The 20,701-nt window shown below is 38.3% G+C and carries 20 protein-coding genes; 9 read left to right on the plus strand and 11 right to left on the minus strand.

Annotated elements, in window-relative coordinates:
* Positions 1–73: 73 nt before the first annotated feature.
* Positions 74–2,485 carry an alpha/beta hydrolase family protein gene (locus tag L1S31_RS11790; protein WP_236464943.1) on the plus strand — a complete coding sequence of 804 codons (2,412 nt, stop codon included), beginning with the start codon at positions 74–76 and terminating at the stop codon, positions 2,483–2,485.
* Between the two features lie 26 nt (positions 2,486–2,511).
* On the opposite strand, the gene L1S31_RS11795 is transcribed toward L1S31_RS11790, so the two are convergent.
* Positions 2,512–3,435 carry an ABC transporter ATP-binding protein gene (locus tag L1S31_RS11795; RefSeq protein ID WP_236464944.1) on the minus strand — a complete coding sequence of 308 codons (924 nt, stop codon included), beginning with the start codon at positions 3,433–3,435 and terminating at the stop codon, positions 2,512–2,514.
* 169 nt (positions 3,436–3,604) lie between these two features.
* Between L1S31_RS11795 and L1S31_RS11800 the strand changes: the two genes are divergently transcribed.
* The gene (locus L1S31_RS11800) at positions 3,605–5,020 is read left to right on the plus strand and encodes a phage tail-like protein (protein ID WP_236464945.1); all 1,416 of its coding nucleotides are present in this window, start codon (positions 3,605–3,607) and stop codon (positions 5,018–5,020) included.
* A 53-nt stretch (positions 5,021–5,073) separates the two neighbouring features.
* Here the strand turns inward: L1S31_RS11800 and L1S31_RS11805 are convergent, their stop codons facing one another.
* Together L1S31_RS11805 and L1S31_RS11810 are read right to left on the minus strand one after the other, a co-directional pair.
* Positions 5,074–5,769 (minus strand): YiaD family glycine zipper/OmpA-like lipoprotein, encoded by a 696-nt coding sequence (locus tag L1S31_RS11805; protein WP_236464946.1) that lies wholly within the window; start codon positions 5,767–5,769, stop codon positions 5,074–5,076.
* An 11-nt stretch (positions 5,770–5,780) separates the two neighbouring features.
* Positions 5,781–6,251, minus strand: a complete 471-nt coding sequence (locus tag L1S31_RS11810) for a lipocalin family protein (protein ID WP_236464947.1) — start codon at positions 6,249–6,251, stop codon at positions 5,781–5,783.
* A 190-nt stretch (positions 6,252–6,441) separates the two neighbouring features.
* On the opposite strand from L1S31_RS11810, the gene htpG reads away from it, so the two are divergent.
* The 3 genes from htpG (at position 6,442) to L1S31_RS11825 (ending at position 9,470) form a co-directional block, all read left to right on the plus strand.
* Positions 6,442–8,322: a molecular chaperone HtpG gene (htpG, locus tag L1S31_RS11815; RefSeq protein ID WP_236464948.1), complete on the plus strand. Its 1,881-nt coding sequence runs from the start codon at positions 6,442–6,444 to the stop codon at positions 8,320–8,322.
* Between the two features lie 87 nt (positions 8,323–8,409).
* On the plus strand, positions 8,410–9,057 hold the full coding sequence (locus tag L1S31_RS11820) for a hypothetical protein (RefSeq protein WP_236464949.1): 648 nt from the start codon (positions 8,410–8,412) through the stop codon (positions 9,055–9,057).
* 11 nt (positions 9,058–9,068) lie between these two features.
* Positions 9,069–9,470, plus strand: coding sequence for a DUF2721 domain-containing protein (locus L1S31_RS11825; RefSeq protein ID WP_236464950.1), 402 nt, complete (start codon positions 9,069–9,071; stop codon positions 9,468–9,470).
* A gap of 53 nt (positions 9,471–9,523) precedes the next feature.
* On the opposite strand, the gene L1S31_RS11830 is transcribed toward L1S31_RS11825, so the two are convergent.
* On the minus strand, positions 9,524–10,330 hold the full coding sequence (locus L1S31_RS11830) for a hypothetical protein (protein ID WP_236464951.1): 807 nt from the start codon (positions 10,328–10,330) through the stop codon (positions 9,524–9,526).
* Positions 10,331–10,472: 142 nt separating this feature from the next.
* Between L1S31_RS11830 and L1S31_RS11835 the strand changes: the two genes are divergently transcribed.
* Complete coding sequence (locus L1S31_RS11835; RefSeq protein WP_236464952.1) at positions 10,473–11,087, plus strand: TMEM175 family protein; 615 nt, start codon at positions 10,473–10,475, stop codon at positions 11,085–11,087.
* A gap of 52 nt (positions 11,088–11,139) precedes the next feature.
* Here the strand turns inward: L1S31_RS11835 and L1S31_RS11840 are convergent, their stop codons facing one another.
* From L1S31_RS11840 to rpmH, 4 genes are all read right to left on the minus strand, one after another.
* Positions 11,140–11,910 carry a hypothetical protein gene (locus L1S31_RS11840; protein WP_236464953.1) on the minus strand — a complete coding sequence of 257 codons (771 nt, stop codon included), beginning with the start codon at positions 11,908–11,910 and terminating at the stop codon, positions 11,140–11,142.
* Positions 11,911–11,976: 66 nt separating this feature from the next.
* Positions 11,977–12,771, minus strand: coding sequence for a hypothetical protein (locus tag L1S31_RS11845; protein ID WP_236464954.1), 795 nt, complete (start codon positions 12,769–12,771; stop codon positions 11,977–11,979).
* A gap of 111 nt (positions 12,772–12,882) precedes the next feature.
* Positions 12,883–15,735: a carbamoyl-phosphate synthase large subunit gene (gene carB, locus L1S31_RS11850; protein ID WP_236464955.1), complete on the minus strand. Its 2,853-nt coding sequence runs from the start codon at positions 15,733–15,735 to the stop codon at positions 12,883–12,885.
* 218 nt (positions 15,736–15,953) lie between these two features.
* On the minus strand, positions 15,954–16,115 hold the full coding sequence (gene rpmH, locus L1S31_RS11855; protein ID WP_008464848.1) for a 50S ribosomal protein L34: 162 nt from the start codon (positions 16,113–16,115) through the stop codon (positions 15,954–15,956).
* 155 nt (positions 16,116–16,270) lie between these two features.
* On the opposite strand from rpmH, the gene L1S31_RS11860 reads away from it, so the two are divergent.
* The gene (locus L1S31_RS11860) at positions 16,271–16,786 is read left to right on the plus strand and encodes a DUF2892 domain-containing protein (protein ID WP_236464956.1); all 516 of its coding nucleotides are present in this window, start codon (positions 16,271–16,273) and stop codon (positions 16,784–16,786) included.
* Between the two features lie 48 nt (positions 16,787–16,834).
* On the opposite strand, the gene L1S31_RS11865 is transcribed toward L1S31_RS11860, so the two are convergent.
* Together L1S31_RS11865 and L1S31_RS11870 are read right to left on the minus strand one after the other, a co-directional pair.
* Positions 16,835–17,728, minus strand: a complete 894-nt coding sequence (locus L1S31_RS11865; RefSeq protein ID WP_236464957.1) for a lytic transglycosylase domain-containing protein — start codon at positions 17,726–17,728, stop codon at positions 16,835–16,837.
* Positions 17,729–17,779: 51 nt separating this feature from the next.
* Positions 17,780–18,445 carry an alpha/beta hydrolase gene (locus L1S31_RS11870; RefSeq protein WP_236464958.1) on the minus strand — a complete coding sequence of 222 codons (666 nt, stop codon included), beginning with the start codon at positions 18,443–18,445 and terminating at the stop codon, positions 17,780–17,782.
* Between the two features lie 68 nt (positions 18,446–18,513).
* Between L1S31_RS11870 and L1S31_RS11875 the strand changes: the two genes are divergently transcribed.
* Complete coding sequence (locus tag L1S31_RS11875; protein WP_236464959.1) at positions 18,514–18,825, plus strand: GNAT family N-acetyltransferase; 312 nt, start codon at positions 18,514–18,516, stop codon at positions 18,823–18,825.
* Positions 18,826–18,888: 63 nt separating this feature from the next.
* Positions 18,889–19,230, plus strand: a complete 342-nt coding sequence (locus L1S31_RS11880) for a hypothetical protein (protein ID WP_236464960.1) — start codon at positions 18,889–18,891, stop codon at positions 19,228–19,230.
* On the opposite strand, the gene mtaB is transcribed toward L1S31_RS11880, so the two are convergent.
* The gene (gene mtaB / locus L1S31_RS11885; RefSeq protein ID WP_236464961.1) at positions 19,227–20,555 is read right to left on the minus strand and encodes a tRNA (N(6)-L-threonylcarbamoyladenosine(37)-C(2))-methylthiotransferase MtaB; all 1,329 of its coding nucleotides are present in this window, start codon (positions 20,553–20,555) and stop codon (positions 19,227–19,229) included. The two genes, L1S31_RS11880 and mtaB, sit on opposite strands and share 4 nt — an antisense overlap.
* Positions 20,556–20,701: the final 146 nt, after the last annotated feature.

The following is a 20,701-nucleotide window of genomic DNA, read 5'->3' on the forward strand; positions in this document are numbered from 1 at the left end:
ATTTTAGGATTTAATAAATTTGTAACAAGTCCGATTTATTTCCGACATACTAAAAACCAAAAACCAACTTTATATGAAACGTATTTTACTCCTGCTGATTTTCTGCTTTTCGATAACAATTGCTGTCGCTCAGGAAAACCTCACCTATCAAAAACCTTCTGCTACCATTTTGGCTTTAGCCGATTATGAAAGGGCTCCAAATGTAAGTATGGACTCCAAAAAGGAATACATGCTTTTCTCCTATCGCCCTACTTATAAATCGCTCGACGATTTGAATCAGGAAGAAATGCGTTTGGGAGGTTTGCGTATCAATCCGGTTACCAATATTTCGAGTTCAGCGAATTATATCTCCAACTTAAAAATTAGGAAAATCACCGATAAGACTGAAACCCAAATCAGCGGCCTGCCTGAAAATGCACACATTACGTATATCAACTGGTCGCCTAACGAAAAGAAAATCGCTTTTACCAATACCGTTGCAACCGGAGTGGAATTATGGGTAATTGATGTGGCTTCGGCTTCCGCCAAAAAACTTACTGCAGCCAATCTGAATGCGAATTTCGGAACTCCGTACAGCTGGATGAAAGACAATGAAACTTTATTAATCTGTACACTGCTAAAAAACCGTCCTGCATTAATTGACAGCAAAAAAGACCTTCCAAAAGGGGCAACGGTTTCTACAAGTGATGGTTCGAAATCGCAGAACAGGACTTATCCCGATTTGTTGAAAAACAAAACTGACGAAACCAATTTTGAAACCTTAATGACTTCTGAATTATATAAAGTCAATCTTTCCGGAAAATTGGATTTCTTTCTGGGAAGCAGCCTATATGCAGGCACAAGCTTTTCCCCTGACGGAAATTATTTAATGGCTACTACGGTTCAAAAACCATTTTCCTATATTGTTCCTTACAATCGTTTCCCTTTGAAAACCGTAGTTTACGACCTCACAGGAAAAGAGATAAAAGTTGTAAATGAAGTTCCTTTGAATGAGGTAATCCCAAAAGGGTTTTCATCGGTCAGAAAAGGAAAAAGGAGCTTGGGCTGGAGAGGTGACAAACCGGCTACCTGGGCCTATGTTGTGGCACTTGACGAAGGTGACCAGGCTGTAAAAGCCGATTACAGGGATGAAGTTTTTTCATGGGACGCTCCATTTACTACTAATCCGGTTTCCTTGCTAAAAACCCAGCAACGTTTTTCGGGTGTGACCTGGGGCAATGAAACTACTGCTGTTGTTTCAGATGAATGGTATGACACGAGGAACACCAAAACTTATTTGATTAATCCATCAAATCCTGCTCAGGCTTCCAAAATAATTTTTGACCGGAATTCGCAGGACATTTATTCCGACCCAGGAAATTTTGAAACCAAAAGAAATGAATACAACCGTTATGTCCTGGCTATAGAAAACAATAATGCCTACCTTATTGGTGACGGATTTACCAAAGACGGGCAGTTTCCTTTTATTGATGAATTCAATTTGGGCACCTTAAAACCAAAGCGTCTTTATACCTCAACATTCAAGGACAAAAAAGAAGATTTATTATCGATTGAGGATTTTAAAAAAGGGGATGTTTTGGTACAAATCCAATCCAAAAATGAATTCCCTAATTACTACTTCAGAAACCTGAAATCTAAAAAGCTGACCCAACTTACAGCATTCAAAAATCCTTTTGAAAGCATCAAAAATGTGTACAAGGAAGTAATCAAATACAAACGTAAGGACGGTGTCGATTTATCGGGAACCTTATATTTACCTGATGGTTACGACAGGACTAAAAAAACGGAGAAACTCCCATTGCTCATTTGGGCTTACCCAGAAGAATTCAAGGATAAAAGCTCAGCAGGGCAAAGCAATAAAAACCCGAATGAATTTACATTCCCATATTATGGTTCATTCGTTTATTGGGTAACCAAAGGCTATGCAGTGCTTGACGATGCTTCGTTCCCAATCATTGGCGAAGGAACAACCGAACCCAACGACACTTTCATGACACAATTGGTGGATGACGCTGCGGCCGCAATTGACGCGGTAGATAAATTGGGTTACATCAACAGGAAAAAATGTGCTATTGGAGGCCATTCGTATGGGGCGTTTATGACAGCAAATTTGTTGACGCATTCCAATCTTTTTGCTTGTGGAATTGCACGAAGTGGAGCCTATAACCGGACTTTAACACCGTTTGGTTTCCAAAGCGAGCAGCGTAATTACTGGGATGTTCCGGCTATTTACAATGAAATGTCGCCATTCATGAATGCAGATAAAATGAAAACACCTTTGCTTTTGGTGCATGGTGATGCCGATAACAATCCGGGGACATTTACACTACAATCGGAGCGTTATTTCCAGGCTTTGAAAAATTTGGGTGCGCCAGTCAGGTTAGTATTATTGCCAAAAGAACAACACAGTTATGTAGCCAAGGAAAACATTTTCCACCTGCTTTGGGAACAGGATCAGTTCCTGGAGAAATACCTGAAAAACTAAACAGAAAACCCTGAAGTCAAATGATTTCAGGGTTTTTTATTTAAATGGATTTTCTCACCTATTGGGATTTGTTTTTCGTTTTCAAAAAAGACTGATTTGCCATTATAGCTGGCTTCTATCAGATAATGATTCCCCAGGAAATAAGAATTTACAACTTCAACATTGAGATTCGATTTTTCGACAATCTCTAACTGATGCGGATAAATAAATTCGGTTTTACCGTCGATTTCGAGTTCGTTTACATCACCAAAAAGAGAGGCTGTGTATTTGGTTTTTGGATTGTCGTAAATCGATTTTGGGTTTCCTTCCTCAATGATTTTACCATTTTTTAAAACCAAAACCGCATCTGCGAAAGACAATACATCAGAGCTGTCATGCGTCGCAAAAATGGTGGTAATCTGTTGCTCTTTTAGATAACCGAACAACTTTCTCCGCAAACTGTTTTTCCTGAAGTTATCAATGTGGCTGAAAGGTTCGTCCAATAACAAAACCTCGGGTTCCAACGCCAAAACCCTTGCCAATGCTACGCGCTGCATTTGCCCGCCACTAAGATTTTTGGCTTTGATATTGGCGTATTCGGTCATTTCAACAATTTCCAAAAGCTCGGAAATGCGCTGATTTTTCTTTTCAGGGTAAATGTTGGAAAGGTATTTACCTACATTTTCGGCGACGGTTATAAAAGGCATCAAATCGAAATCCTGAGCCAGGTATTTCATAAAATCCATTCCCGGAATAAGGTTAAACTTCGGTCCAAGCACTTCATTATCATTCCAAAAAATATGGCCTTCATCCAAATCATGGAGGCCATAAATCAGTTTGAGCAAGGTGCTTTTACCACAACCGCTTTCACCGATAACAGCAACGCTTCTACCTTTTTCCAATTCAAAAGAAAGGGAATTGATGGTTGGTTTTTCCTGATAGGAAAATGAAATGTTTCCGACTTTTAGCATCACAAAAATTGAAATACAAAATTCAGCATTCTAAGATGAATTAAAAAATATATTTAGGAAACTATTTATAACTATAACGTTGTAGCTCCATAACTAGCGGATTTTGAAGGTATTTTTTTAGGAATTTGTTAAATTAGATATACATTTGTCCTGTATATCAGATTGATTTATGAAATTGAAAACCTACATAGCCTCACTTTTACTATTGGTAATCGCTTCATCGCATGCCCAGGTCGGTATCGGAACCACTGTGCCTGATGCTTCATCTATCTTGGATATTACGTCAACAAACAGCGGGCTTTTAATTCCCAGAGTTGCTTTAACAAGTACTTCAGATGTTACCACTATTGCATCACCTGTAACTTCGTTATTGATTTATAATTCCGGGTTTTCACCCAATGGTTATTATTACTGGAATGGATCGGTTTGGGTTCAGTTGACAACCTCGTCCAATGGCTGGCTGCTGAGCGGGAATTCAGGAACCGTTCCGAATACCAATTTCCTTGGAACTACTGATGATGTGGATATCGTGTTTAAACGATTCAATGTAAGATCCGGATTTATCGGTAACCCGAGTATTGCCAGTGGAAATAAAAATACCTCTTTTGGAGCCAATTCGCTTAATGCATTAGGAACAGGAATAAGGAATACTGCCATTGGAACCAATGTGATGCCATCAAACACAACAGGACAACTCAATGTTGCCATTGGTGACCAAACGATGTTTTCAAATCAAGGTGGAAGCACCAATACTGCAATAGGAGTTGGCGCATTATATTCAAACAGTTCCGGAAACAGTAACGTTGCCATAGGTAGAAATGCCCTTACGAGTGCCAATGCCAGTAATAACACAGCAATAGGATTTGGTGCCTTACGTCAAAACGCAACAGGTAATTATAATGTAGCTATCGGGAATCAGGCTGCATACAATGAAACGGGCAGCAATAAATTATATATTGAAATGTCTACAGTAACATCTCCGGTTGCAGGGTCAGATTCGAGTGTGAACAATGCACTGATTTATGGAGAGTTTGACAACAGGATTGTAAGGACTAATGGTACCATTCAGATAGGAAACCCTGCTACAACAGGTTTTTCACTACCAACAATAAGAGGAAATGCCGGACAGGTTTTACAAACCAATGGAGCAGGAAGCACATCCTGGACAAATGACAACAGTACGATGTCGGTAACAAGGACAAATCTTAGTGCCAATCAGGCACTTACCAATACCGGCTGGCAAAAAATAAATTTCAATACTGTAGTTTTTGATTTGAATTCGGAGTTTAGCGCCGGAAGATTCACTGCTACCAAAGCAGGTTATTATGAGGTTAATGCAGGGTTTCACACCGACAATCAAAGTAATTTGCAGTTCTACTCCATTGGTGTTTATAAAAACGGAGCACTCTACCAACAAACTTCAGCCAACCATACTAATCTTGGACCTGTACCAAGGAACATTACCTGTATTGTTTCCCTTGGCGTTGGAGACTACATTGAAATCTATGCCGAGAACTATCAAGCCGGCGTAAATATAGATTCCTATTTTGGGAAAACATTTTTTGAAGTAAAACAAATTCGATAAAAAAAAAGCTGCCTTTCCCAAGACAGCTTTTTTTCCTTTTTCATAGCATTGAATTATTGTTTGGCCTGCTTTTGAGCATCCTCAACCATTTTCTCGTTTGCAGTAATCGCGAACTCTACACGACGGTTCTGGCTTCTTCCATCCGGAGTGTCGTTGGTAGCAATAGGATCGGCAATACCCATACCTGTTGTGGTAAATCTTGAATTTTTTATTCCTTTTCCATTCAAATAACTTCTAACGGTAGCAGCTCTTTGATCGGATAATTTTAAATTGTATTCCGCTGTACCTGTACTATCGGTATATCCAAAAATCTGGATATTGGTATCTGGATACTGATTGAAAATTGGAACCAATTTATCCAAATTTGCTTTTGCTCCGGCAGTCAGTGTTGATTTATTAGTATCAAAACGAACCGCATTTTCACCAAGTGTCAATTTGATTCCTTCTCCAACTCTTTCAACCTGTGCACCAGGAACGGCAGTTTCAATCTCACGTGCCTGTTTGTCCATTTTGTTACCAATAACACCACCGGCAACACCACCAACAACACCTCCGATTACAGCTCCAAGAGCTCCTTTTCCACCTTTGCCAAGATTGTTTCCTAAAACTCCTCCTAACACAGCTCCACCTACAGCTCCAATGGCTGCACCTCGCTGAGTGTTATTTGTATTTTTTACAGCCTCGCAGCTTGTGAATATATTTCCTAAAAAGAAAAGACTTGCTAAAGCAACTATTTTTATATTTTTCATAATGGTTAGATTTAATTTCTATTGAATTGGTATACTACATCTGTTGCTTTTCCAACAACGTCAATCTGGTCAATTAGCTGGAAAGAATTGTCGGTTACATTAGCAACTCTCAATACATAACCATCTTTGACTTTCTTAGCTTTAGCAGCATCAAGGATTTTCATAACAAACTGCCCATCCTTATTAATAAACCAGGTTATTGGCGTACTATAAGCAGTACAACTTGGACTGTTTAAGGAAAAATTTCCTTTGTTATTGTTTGAAATAAATTTCCATGTACTTCCAACAAAACATTTTGAATCGGCCAAATCAAAAGAAGTGACTTTGATAACATTTGAATTGGGATAAGTGACAGAAGTAACTGTCCAATTGCCTTTCATGGCTACCTGTGTTTTGGAGTCCAACTTGGTAGCTGTAGCAGATTTTGATTTACAGGATAAAATCAAAACTGACAGGGCACAGAATAAAACAAATTTTTTCATGCTGATTTTTAATTTATGATTAGATAAGGCAAATATACGCCGATTTTAACATTTGGTCTTACAATATATCGTAGAATTGTTTCAGAATTAATGTAGAATTGTTACTACGCCAATTTGTCATAAACCAAATGATTGGTATCAGTTTTGACTACTCTGTTTTCAAAATCGTTTAAACTAAAAAAATATAAGTATGACAACAGGAAAAATTAATGTATCCGTAGAGAACATCTTTCCACTGATAAAGAAGTTTTTATACAATGACCACGAAATTTTCTTGCGTGAATTGGTGTCGAATGCAACTGATGCAACTTTAAAATTAAAACACCTGACCAGCATTGGTGATGCCAAAATAGAATATTGCAATCCGATCATCGAAATCAAAGCTGACAAGGAAGGTAAAAAATTGCACATCATCGACCAAGGTTTGGGAATGACGGCCGAGGAAGTTGAGAAATACATCAACCAAATCGCTTTTTCCGGTGCTGAGGAATTCCTTGAAAAATATAAGGATACTGCCAAAGATTCCGGTATCATTGGCCACTTTGGCCTTGGTTTCTATTCTGCCTTTATGGTAGCTTCAAAAGTGGAAATCATCACAAAATCTTACAAAGACGAACCAGCTGCGCATTGGAGCTGCGACGGAAGCCCGGAATTTACTTTGGAGCCTTCTGACAAAACTGAGCGTGGAACCGAGATCATCCTGCACATTGCGGATGATTCTTTGGAGTTTTTGGAAGATTACAAAATCAATGAGTTGTTGACCAAATACAACAAGTTCATGCCGATTCCGATTAAATTTGGCACCAAAAAGGAACAAAAAGCTTTTGGCGTTGGCGAAGAGGAAAAAATGGAAGAAGTTGAAGTGGATAACTTCATCAACAATCCAAATCCCGCGTGGACCAAACAACCGGTAGATCTGACTGATGAGGATTATAAAAATTTCTACCACGAATTATATCCTATGCAATTTGAGGAGCCATTATTCAACATTCATCTGAATGTGGATTATCCATTCAACCTGACCGGGATTTTATATTTCCCTAAAATGTCTGCAGATATCCAGATGCAGAAAGACAAAATCCAACTTTACCAAAACCAGGTTTTTGTTACCGATAATGTAGAAGGTATTGTTCCCGAGTTTTTGGTGATGCTGAAAGGCGTTATCGATTCGCCTGATATTCCTCTGAATGTTTCGCGTTCGGGTCTACAGGCTGATAATAATGTGAAAAAAATATCGAATTATATCACGCGTAAAGTCGCCGACAAACTGAAATCACTATTCACGGAAAACCGTGAAGATTTTGAAAAAAAATGGAACGATATCAAAATCGTATTGGAATACGGAATGTTGTCGGAGCCTAAATTCTATGAAAAGGCAGGAGATTTTGTTTTGTATCCTTCTGTTGATGGCAAATATTACACTTTGGCTGAATTGAAAGAAGCCATTGCTGCAAACCAAACCGACAAAAACGGAAAAACGGTTGTATTGTATGCATCGAATAAGGAAGCACAGCACAGCTATATCGAAATCGCAAAAGAAAAAGGATATGAAGTTTTATTGTTGGATTCGCCTATCGTTTCGCACTTAATCCAGAAATTGGAAAGCGACAATGATAACCTTGCTTTCGTTCGTGTAGACTCGGATCACATAGACAAACTGATTCAAAAAGAGGAAACCCAGATTTCCAAGCTTTCTGAAGAGGAATCAACCCAATTGAAAACGGTTGTGGAGGAAATTATACCCAAAGCAAACTATTCGGTTCAATTGGAAGCCATGGACAGTTCCGCAGCGCCATTCATCATCACACAGCCCGAATTTATGCGCCGTATGAAGGAAATGAGCCAGACTGGCGGTGGTGGAATGTTCGGAATGGGCAACTTCCCAGAAATGTATAATTTGGTGGTAAACACCAACTCCGAATTGGCTACAACCATTTTGACTACTTCGGATAAATCTGTTCAGGAAGGTTTGGTAAAACAAGCTCTGGATTTGGCCAAAATTTCACAAGGACTCTTAAAAGGTGAAGAACTTACGGCTTTTGTAAAGCGTAGTTTTGAGCTTATCAAATAAGATTAGTTAGTATTGGATAAAAGGAAAAAACCTGCAAGTCAAACTTGCGGGTTTTTTTATATATTAGCCTAGCTAAATAAATAAAAAATGAAAAAAGCATTCTTTCTTTTTATCCTCATTCCTTTTTTGTCATTTGCCAAATATTACAAAGGCGTTGTAAATTACAATGACGGCACTACCAAAAATGGTTTCATCGAGCTGCCCGATAATCCGACTGAACAAAAACTAAAATTCAGGAGCGAGGAAAACGGCAAGACCGAAAAACTGAGCATTGATGAAATTGCCGGGTTTGATATTGTAAATGACAAAAATGTCACCTTTAATTTTATATCGATTTACCTTGCTTCGGGAAGATTGTTTTCGGGAAAGAATTATAAAATCGATACCAAAAAATCATGGGTTCGGGTTGAAAAGGTTGGAAAGAAAATAGAATTGGTTTCTGCTTATTATACTTCCTATGGCGTGATGGGCGCAGCAGGACAATCGTCATCGTCGTCGGGAAGAATGCTGTATTTACACCGTCTTGAAAAGAATTTCGCGCTGATTTTGGTTCCGATAAATGAATATGGATTAGGAGTGGATGTAAGCTACTATCCTACTGTCATGAAAATTTTAGGCTATCATTTTGAAGACGACTGTCCAAATGTACTGCCTTTAATCACCAAAGAAAGACTCAAAAACGAAGGTTTGGGTGTCATAGTCGATTTATTCGACGAAAACTGCGGAACCAAGTAATTCTTTTTACCATGACACTCCACATCGAAACTCCGGCACTGCTATTTTCTGCAACATCATTGATTTTGCTGGCGTATACCAATCGTTTCCTGACGATCGCCCAAATCGTGCGCAGCCTGAAAAAACATTACGATGAGAATCATACCAAGAGCATTTTACTCCAAATCAAAAATCTTAATTTAAGGTTATCGTTGATTCGGTATATGCAGCTTTTTGGTGTTTTGTGCCTCTTCCTTTCGGTGTTTGCGATGCTGTCGTTGTTTCTGGAACAGGAAGTGATGGGCATTTACCTTTTTGGAGCAAGCCTGTTTACGTTGTTGATTTCACTTGGGATTTCCTTTTGGGAAATCAGTATTTCGGTCACGGCACTTCGACTGCATTTGAGCGATTTGATGGAAGAGGAAGAAAAATAAATCCGAAACATAAAAAAAACCTCTCTTTATTGAGAGGTTTTCATCGTATTCGCTTAGTAATAAAGATAATGTGTCATGGTCGGCGGAAGGCCTGGTTCCGAAACATAACTTTCTGCAGCCGTTAAAGGAAAATCCAGGTCGTTATAGGTATAAGTCACGGTTATCGCATTACTACCGTTAATTTCCTGAGTGGATATAATATTATGTAAATGACGTAGTTGATCAAAACTAAATACACATTCTTCGGCTAAAAAAATCTGATTGTAACCTATCACATTCTTAAAGGGATTATTTTTAGTATCATAATTGTAGTTAATCGTGTAACTATAGCCAAGATTTCCTCCTGCATCATATAACGAAATATCTTCACTGGCTATCCTCGTTCCTGATAAATGAATTATCCTTGTTTCTTCAAGCCGGGTAATTCCTACGTCTGTATACTCATGCATTTTTGTAGTTGAAACCGTATTAGCGGAGTTGTAAACAAAAGTTGTTGTAATAACATCAATGATATTAATGGCATCGGGAGTAAATTTAAAAATATGCTCAATCAACCTTCCGTTTGTATCATAGGTGAAAATATCTTCCGTCCTTAACCCATAAGGCAGACCATTACCATTACCAAAAGTTTGGATTTTTGTAATCAGGTCACCTGTATAAGTATAATACCTGTCTTCATAAGGATGGCTGGCACTAACGATTTTTTTCCCATCGTAGATGAAATGAATAGGATCGGTATCACTATCTGACCAAACTTCATTTACCAATACATCATCCTGAGGTGCTGATGTAGTAGTATCTGAGGAACAAGAACTTAAGAACAATAGGGTCAGGAACAGCAAACAAGTAATTTTTTTCATAGTAATCTGGTTTTGGTCTAGTTAAGCTTCGTTTTGGCAAATGAATTTTGGCTTTTCATTAACAATAATTATACCAGTACTCTATCCTAATGAATAAAAGATAATTTTACTATTTTTGACTACAACCTTTTAAACTACAGCCATGAAATTCCAATTAGAACGCATACTCCTTTTTAGCGACGCAGTGTTTGCGATTGCAATTACACTGATGATTATCGAAATAAAACCTCCGCATCTGGAACACGGAAGTACCTTTTTACAAGGCCTGAATGCTTTCCTAATCATGAGCCCGACAATTATCGGAACGGTGTTGAGTTTCTACCTGATTGGGTTGTTTTGGTACCGCCATCACGACCTGATGAAGCATTTGGTAGGTTGTGACAAGAAATTTATAAACCTCAATTTGAGTTTGCTGCTTTCAATCGCTTTCCTTCCGTTTTCAACAGCCTTTGTATTCGAAAATGAGCCTGCTCCTTTCCCGTTGCTGATTTACAATATGAATTATGCCATTGCCACTTATTTCAATTACAAAATATATGCGTATGCCTTCAACCCGAAACATAATTTGACAAGCTCTGATGTTTCGCATGAAATAATTAAGATCAGAAGGGAATCGATATTTTCGACCGGAATTTATGTCCTTACTTCTACGCTTGCTTTCTTTACACCTTTAGCACCTATTGGATATAGCCTTTTTGCTTTGCAGCAAAAATTTGCCAACCGCAAAACCGCTGTTACAGTAACAGAAGAGTCATAAAAAAAACCCGTCTCGTTATTTCGAGACGGGTTTTTTATTGTTTGAATACAAATTAATTATAAGTATACACAGTAGTAATCTCCGATGAAGCATCTGTACCTTCAATCTCAGAAACAGATGTTGGGAAATTCATTGAGTTATAAGTATAGGTACTTGTAGTTATAATATTTCCGGAAAAATCAGTATAACTGTCTGTCAGGATGTTGTGGTGAATCCCAATAGCTTCTGAATCCACAAATGCAATTTTGTCAAAACCGGTTACATTCATAAAAGGCTCGTTCTTGGTGTCATAGGTATAAGTACGAGTTGTAATAAAAGCTCCTAAATCCATTTCTATCAAACTTACTTCACTTCCTGAAAAATGAATGGTGCTTGAACCTACATCATCTGTTTGTGTAGTTGCATCTCCTGAATAGTTTGATGAAGTTACAGTACCATTTCCATTATAAACATAAGTTTCCTTATATCCAATATCGTCCATTATTTCTGCTCTTACATAAGACGTAACCTGATTACTGCCATTATAGGTAAACGTTTCCGTTTGCTCAAGTTCATCATCTGGGTTATAATATTTGATTTGGGTTAGCAAATCACCTGTATAGGTATAGGTTTCATAATAACCGTCTGAATCTTCAGATTTTACGGCTTTCCTCCCATTGTAAGTATAATTGGTTGTGACTACAGAACCGTCATTGGCATAGGTTTCAACGCTTTTTCTTACCAATACATCGCTTTCATTCGTAGTTGATGAATCATCATCGCTTGACGAACATGAAGTTAGCAGCAACGAGGAAAATGCCAGTATGCATAAAATTTTTTTCATTATAATTTTCTTTTAGGTTTATCGTTACAATGATAGGGAATAAAATGATTGAAAAAACCTTAGAAGTTAATAATAGATATATTCCGTAGTAAAAATCAAATCAGTTCCTTCACTCCTTGTTACTGTCATTGGGTAATTTGCAGTGTTATAGATGTAAGCGAAATTATATACATATCCCGAAGAATCGTTATCTGTTAAGATATTATGTTGAACACCACCGGTAGCAACTCCTCCGATAACCATAATTTTATCAAAACCTGTTATATTCTTAAAAGGATTGTTTTTGGTATCATAGGTATAGGTATGCATAGCTCCTCCGGAAGATGTCTGCATAACGACTTCACCACCTGAAATTGCAATGGTACCTGTGCCTGTTAAGGTAACCTGCGAAGTGGCATCTCCAGAAAAAGTAGCAGTAGTAACCGTATCGTCAAGATTGTAAACATAGGTTTGCTTCACTCCTGTATTGGCAGCCACATTTGCTCTTACATACGACACAAGTTTTGTGTCGGAATTATAGGTAAATGTTTCAGTATCTACAAGTACGTCGGAAGAATTATAGTTCCTAACCTGTGTTATCAGGTCACCTGTGTAAGTGTACAATTCGTAATTCCCATTTGAATCGATAGATTTGACAGCTTTCCTACCATTATAAGTATGGTCAACGGTAGTTACTGAACCGCCATTTGCATAGGTTCTGATGCTGCGTTTTACCAAAACATCATTTTCATTTATAGTTGAATTATCATCACTTGATGAACAGGAAGTCACAAGCATTGCTACAAATCCAATCAGGCAAATTATTTTTTTACTCATAATCTTAAAATTGTTTTTTTGGAATTCTTGAATCTTCGATTTCATTATAATTTAATTTTTAGGTTTTAAGGTTACAATGATAGGGAATAAAATGATTGAAAAAACTTAAAATAAAAAAACCGCAACATTTGTTACGGTTTCCTATTCTGTTGCAACTTACTTGCTCAAATACATTTTCCTTCTTGAGTACAATTCGTAAAACTGGTCGTCCTTCAAGTCGTCTATGAACAAAATGCTTTCACCTGTTGATTTCATCTCGGGTCCCAATGCCTTATTTACATTGTGGAATTTTGAAAAGGAGAACACCGGTTGTTTAATCGCAAAACCATTCAGCTTTGGTTCGTATTTAAAGTCGGTTACCTTATTCTCTCCAAGCATTACCTTGGTCGCATAATTCACATAAGGTTCGCCATAGGCTTTTGCAATGAAAGGTACGGTTCTCGATGCTCTTGGATTGGCTTCGATAATGTAAACAATATCATTTTTGATGGCAAACTGAATGTTGATCAATCCAACGGTTCTGAGTGCTAAGGCGATTTTCTTTGTGTGGTCCTTAATCTGCTGCATTACAAATTCGCCCAAATTGAATGGCGGTAAAGTGGCATTACTATCTCCCGAATGGATTCCGCATGGCTCAATGTGCTCCATAATTCCAATGATATAGACATTCTCACCGTCACAAATTGCATCGGCTTCGGCTTCAATGGCTCCGTCCAAATAATTATCCAAAAGCAGTTTGTTGCCCGGAATATTTTTAAGCAAATCAATTACGTGTTCTTCGAGTTCTTGTTTGTTGATGACAATCTTCATTCCCTGCCCACCCAAAACATAAGAAGGACGCACCAATAAAGGGAAATCCAACACATCGGCTAATTGTGAAGCCTGATCGGCATTTTCGGCCACGCCAAATTTTGGGAACGGAATCTTTAATTCTTCCAGTAATTCTGAGAATCTTCCACGGTCTTCGGCTAAATCCAAAGCATCGAAAGAGGTTCCCAATATTTTAATATCGTATTTTGATAATTTTTCAGCAAGTTTCAAGGCAGTCTGTCCACCAAGCTGCACAATTACACCCTCAGGTTTTTCGTGACGGATGATGTCATAGATGTGTTCCCAGAAAACAGGCTCAAAATACAATTTGTCTGCCGTATCAAAATCGGTCGAAACCGTTTCCGGATTGCAGTTGATCATGATGGTTTCATAACCACATTCCTTGGCTGCTAAAACTCCGTGTACGCAGGAGTAGTCGAACTCAATTCCCTGTCCGATTCGGTTTGGCCCCGAACCTAAAACCACAACTTTCTTTCTATTCGATACAATGCTTTCGTTATGCACATAAGGCTGTCCACCTGCTGTTTCAATTTCAGCTTCAAAAGTCGAATAATAATATGGGGTTTGTGCCTTAAACTCGGCGGCACAGGTATCCACCAATTTATAAACACGCTTGATATTCATATCATCGCGCAGTTTGTAAACCTGGCTTTCCAAACATTTAAGCATGTGTGCGATTTGACGGTCACCATACCCTTTTTGCTTGGCTTCCAATAACAATTCCTTTGGAAGATTGGTAATATCGTATTTGGAAATCTCCTTTTCTATAGTATATAATTCCTCGTACTGCTTCAAAAACCACATGTCAATCTTTGTGATTTCATGGATTCTGCTCAATGGGATTCCCATCGCAATCGCATCATAGATTACGAAAACGCGATCCCAACTTGCATAAGTCAGTTTTTCGATAATCTGTTCGTAGTTCTTGTATCCTTTTCCGTCAGCTCCTAAACCATTTCTTTTGATTTCCAATGATTGTGTTGCTTTGTGCAACGCTTCCTGGAACGAACGCCCGATTCCCATTACTTCGCCTACTGATTTCATCTGCAATCCTAAAGTTCGGTCAGCACCTTCGAATTTATCGAAGTTCCAACGCGGGATTTTTACGATTACGTAATCCAGGGTTGGTTCGAATAGTGCTGAAGTCGATTTGGTGATTTGGTTCTGAAGTTCATCCAAATGATAACCCAAAGCCAGTTTGGATGCAATTTTTGCAATCGGATAACCCGTTGCTTTTGATGCCAAAGCTGAGGAACGCGAAACTCTCGGGTTGATTTCAATCGCAACGATATCCTCCTTTTCGTCTGGTGAAACGGCAAATTGTACGTTACAACCTCCGGCAAAATTCCCTATGGAGCGCATCATCAGAATCGCCATGTCACGCATTTTCTGGAAAGTCGTATCTGAAAGCGTCATTGCCGGCGCAACGGTAATCGAATCTCCGGTGTGGATTCCCATTGGGTCCATATTTTCGATGGAACAGATGATGACTACGTTGTCGTTTTTATCTCTAAGTAATTCTAATTCATATTCCTTCCAGCCTAGTAAAGCTTTGTCAATCAGTACTTCGTGGATTGGCGACATTTCCAAACCATAAGTCAGTTTTTCGTCAAACTCCTCTTTGCTGTGAACGAAAGCTGCTCCGGTTCCACCCAAAGTAAACGATGGACGGATTACTAACGGAAAACCAAATTCCTGCGCAATTTCCTTTCCCTGCAAAAACGAGGTTGCGGTTTTGGCTGGCGCTGTTGGCACATTTATCCTTTCGAGCAATTGCTTGAACTGCTCACGGTCTTCAGTAATGTTAATGGCGTTGATGTCAACTCCGATCAGCTTTACCCCAAAATCTTCCCAGATTCCTTTTTCGTCAGCTTCCAGGCAAAGGTTTAGTGCTGTCTGACCTCCCATGGTTGGAAGTACGGCATCAATCTGCGGATGCTCTTTTAGGATTTGGATGATGGATTTGGTTGTAAGCGGCAATAAGTAAACATGGTCGGCCATGCTTGGATCGGTCATGATGGTTGCCGGATTGGAATTGATGAGGATTACTTCGATTCCTTCTTCGCGGATGGAACGCGCCGATTGTGAACCCGCATAATCAAATTCGCATGCCTGCCCGATTACGATTGGACCTGAACCTATGATTAAAACCGATTTTATGGAATTGTCTTTTGGCATTTTTAGTTTGTTGTTTGTAGTTTATTGTTTGTAGTTGTATTTATGCTTTTGTTTTTAGCCCCGATGGTAGTGGAAATCCTTTTTATTTTCCTAAAATAAAAAGATTGCAGCGAACAGCGGGAAATAGCTCCTAAATCTTATCAAAATTTATGAACAGATTACAAAAAAAGCCGTTACTAAATAAAAGTAACGGCTTGATATTGATTAATTGCTAATCATTATTTTTTGTGTCTTGGTTCAGAAGATACAGTTAATTTATGTCTTCCTTTAGCTCTACGACGCGCAAGGACTTTTCTTCCATTTGCAGAAGCCATTCTGTCCATAAATCCGTGTTTATTTCTTCTCTTTCTTTTCGATGGTTGAAACGTTCTTTTGCTCATTGCTTTATATCTTTAAAATCGTGTATTATTCTTGTTGATGATGGTTCTTTCAAAACCGAGTGCAAATATACAAACCTTTTTTTTTCTGGCAAGTAGTTTTATAAAAATATTTTCAATTCATTTTATTACCTTTGCCGCACTTAAAAATATTACACATGTTTCACAGATTTATCAAATTAATTATAGCGGCTTTATTAGTGATAACAGCCATTTGGCAGTTTACTGAAGGAAATGTTGGTAACGGAATCTTTTTGATTTTGCTTACGGCAATTCCGATTTTTCTTTATTTCAAAAACGAATATATCCTTTTGGCTTTCCTTAAATTGAGAAAACAGGACTTTGCCGGAGCGAAAACCTGGCTGGACAAAATCAAGAATCCCGAAACGGCTTTGGTTAGAAAACAGCAGGGTTATTACAATTACCTTCACGGATTGATGACTTCGCAAACCAACCTGCACCAATCGGAGAAATATTTCAAGAAAGCAGTGGAATTGGGATTGAGTATGGATATGGATTTGGCTGTTGCCAAATTAAACTTAGCCGGAATCGCCATGTCAAAAAGACGTAAAATGGAAGCTACAGCCTTGTTGAACGAAGCCAAAAAGCTGGACAAGCAAAACATGCTGAAAGACCAGATCATGATGATGAAGGAGCAGATGAAGAAAATCTAATCCTGAAAATACAAAAAAAAAAGCCCCGGAATTCCGGGGCTTTTTTTTTTAATATCCTGACAAAGGAATCTTGATTTCGTATTTCTTTTTGCTTGGATTCAATAATTTTTTATCGCGCAGCCAGGGATTGTGGATTTTCAAAATCTTATAATTGATTCCCTGTGATTGTGCAAATCCGGTCAAATCATTCAGTGTGCTGTCGACTTCAACATTTTTCGTTGGGATTACAGGATATAAATCCTCTGGCAGGATATTGAATCCGTACAAAGCCGGATTTTTCATGATTTCCTTAAGTGCCAAAATTCGGAATACATAACGCGATGTTTCGTCGGTTAAGCCCAAATCGTAATAATTGGAAACTTTTTGTTCTTCAATCCTTTTGCCCAAACCGCTCATGCCACCATTATAGGAAGCTGCGGCCATGGTCCAGGAACCAAATCTTGCTTTCGCAGCCAACAAATATTTACAGGCTGCTTCGGTAGATTTTTCCAAATGGTAACGTTCATCAACAAGTTCGTTGACTTCCATTCCCCTTTCGCGCGCGGTATCGGGCATGAACTGCCAGAATCCTTTTGCTCCTGAAGGAGAAGTTACATTCATCAGGTTACTTTCGATAACTGACAAATATTTAAAATCGTCGGGAACGCCGTTTTGAGCCAAAATTGGTTCAATAATCGGGAAGTAACGGTTGGCTCTTCTAATGATTAAAACGGTAGTCGCGTCGAGATTGGCATTAATCAATAATTCCCTGTCAAGCCTTTCCCTGACATCACTTATTTGAAGTGGCGCAGGTTCTCCTGCAAAATCAACTGCAGTTGGAAAATACATTGGAGTGCCTTCGCGCAATATTTTTACTTTATTGTCTCCGGAAATGCCAAATACAAGGATTCCCGAGACTAAAATCACTAACAGTGTCGATATGAGGGCTTTATTCGTTTTCATAATCATTTTCATATTGGTTATATGGGTAAAGCTACAAAAATCAGCCTAGTTTCAAAAACTATCTAACATAATTTTAGGCAGATTATCGCTTAGCCAGCGGTACTTTGTAAGTATCATAATGTGCGTTCCGCCTTTAACAACGATGCAGTTTTTGATGTGTTTTATTGGAAAGACTTCGTCCTTATCTCCGTGTATGTGAATGACTTCCGGATCAATTTCCGTACGCTTCCAATTGATGATTTTTTCGATTGCCCAATCGAGATAATTCTTATCGCGCACCGACAAAAATTTTTCATATAATTTCAATCTTTGTTTGATTATGGAAGAGCCAAAGGTAAATTTGGCCAGATTGTCGATATTTTCTAAAAGTTGGGTTGGAACCAGTTTGTAAGCCTTGGTAGTCTTGGCAATCTTCATCCTTCTTGGCAGTTCTGCATTGCATTTCACGCTCGAAATGATGATTACTTTTTTAGGTTTTACAAAAGCTTTCATTTCCTGTACCAAAATCCCACCAAAAGAAACACCTATCAAAATAACATTATCATGTGTTATGTTTTTGGCTACCCTTTGTGCGTAATGCTCTATAGTTTCCTCTTTTTCAGGAACCAGCCATTCGAGTAAATGCATTTCAAAAGTGTCCGAAGGCAGTTGAATCCTTTCAAAAATAGTGGGGCTCGCAGCCATTCCCGGCATGAAATAAACATGAATTTTAGTCATTATTTAACTGTAAAACCGTTAATTATTAGTAACTTTGCCTAAAAATAATCCTTTTTGTTTATAATCACATGGAAGCAACTGCAATTTTAGAAAAAATCGAGATTAAAGACAATACTTTTGCTCGTCAGTTTGAAACTTTGGTCGATGGGAAATTAATTTCTGTGGAGTATTCCTTCCAGGAAAAGAAAATATTCCTTACCCGAATTAATGTATTTGATGGATTTGATAATGAAGAGTTTATCAATGATTTATTGAAAAACATTATGGAAATCGCTTACGAGCGTAAATTAAAGGTCGTTCCGATTTTACCAAAAATCGCACTTTTCTTTAAGAAAAACACGTGTTACAGGGATTTACTTCCTCCGGGAATTAAGATATAAGCCTTAACTTGAGGAGTTTCAATTGAAACTCCTTTTTTTATTCCTTTTTGTTATATTTATCAAATGGAAACAGAAGCATTACGCCAGGGAATCATCAGCTTCTTTGAAGACATTACCAAATACTACGGCTGTAAAACAGAAATCACACAGGGTTTGGTTTCTGAGCTGGATAATCTTGATGCCAATCTGACGGCGTGGAATTTATCTGAATTTGATTTGGTTCGCTCTGCTTATAGAAACACCGGAGATAAATTCATGCTCGAAGGCAAAGGAACTTATTATGAGATTTCCGCCGAACGCATTGTTGATTTCAAAAAGCCCGGCAGGAACAAATTTGAATTTGTGGAGCAATACAGTGAAACCGTTTTCAGGATTACGAAAATCAGGTTTCACTATAAATATTAAACTTCTACGTTTAGAAATTCCACTCGCACACTTCCGTCTTCGTCAATTTTGGTCAGGTTGATTTCGTGCAAAGTATTCGCCAATTCAGGATTCCAAGGTGTTTTTACCTTTACGTAATTTTCGGTAAAACCGTGAATATAACCTTCCTTGTTTTCGCTTTCAAAAAGTACTGTCCTGTTGGTTCCAATCTGGCTTTCGTAAAAGGCACGGCGTTTTTTAACGGACAAACCGCGAAGCATCTTGCTTCGTTTGTTACGCACATTCATCGGAACCACATTTGGCATTTCGGCAGCTTCGGTGTTATCCCTTTCCGAATAAGTGAAAACATGTAAATACGAAATATCCATTTCGTTCAGGAAATTATAAGTCTCAAGGAAGTTTTCATCGGTTTCACCCGGAAAGCCAACAATCACATCAACACCAATACAGGCATGAGGCATCACTTCACGGATTTTATTTACACGGTCTGTATACACTTCACGCAGGTAACGCCGTTTCATTTTCTTCAAAATCTCGTTGCTTCCACTTTGCAATGGAATATGGAAATGCGGTACAAATGTTCGGCTTTGCGATACAAATTCGATGGTTTCGTTTTTCAAAAGATTTGGTTCTATCGAAGAAATCCGAAGCCTTTCAATACCATCAACTTCATCTAATGCCTTTACCAGATCCAGAAAAGTGTGTTCGTGTTTTTTATTCCCGAATTCGCCTTTTCCGTAATCCCCAATATTGACTCCGGTCAAAACGATTTCCTTAATATTTTGTTTTGAAATATCAGCGGCGTTTTTCAATACGTTTTCCAAAGCATCGCTTCTTGAAATTCCACGCGCCAACGGAATCGTACAGTAGGTGCATTTATAATCACAGCCATCCTGGACTTTCAGGAAAGCCCGCGTCCTGTCGCCAATGGAGTAACTTCCGACATAAAAATCGGCTTCCTCAATTTCGCAGGAATGCACTTCGCCCATATCATTTTTGGACAAGTCATTGATGTAATCGGTAATCTTGAATTTTTCTGTAGCACCCAAAACCAAATCAACTCCATCGACTGCAGCTAATTCTTCGGGCTTTAATTGTGCATAACAACCAACGGCAGCAACAAATGCCTTATCGTTGAGCTTCATGGCTTTCTTTACAATCTGTTTGAATTGTTTATCAGCATTTTCAGTAACCGAACAGGTATTTATCACATAAATATCGGCAACTTCCTCAAAATCGACGCGGTCAAAACCTTCGTCCTGGAAATTTCTCGCGATGGTAGAAGTTTCGGAGAAATTCAATTTGCAGCCCAATGTATAAAAGGCAACTTTCTTTTTGTTTTCCATAAGCTTGCTCAATTAATGAAATCGTTGTCAAAAAATTGAGAGCGCAAAAATACATACAAGTTTTTGATTTATAAAATTTTGGGGTACCAATCATATAATAATATGATTTAATTGTGTAAGTAGGTTTGTGAAGGATTTAGGAATTT

The organism is Flavobacterium wongokense (assembly GCF_021608265.1).
GTDB lineage: Bacteria > Bacteroidota > Bacteroidia > Flavobacteriales > Flavobacteriaceae > Flavobacterium > Flavobacterium wongokense.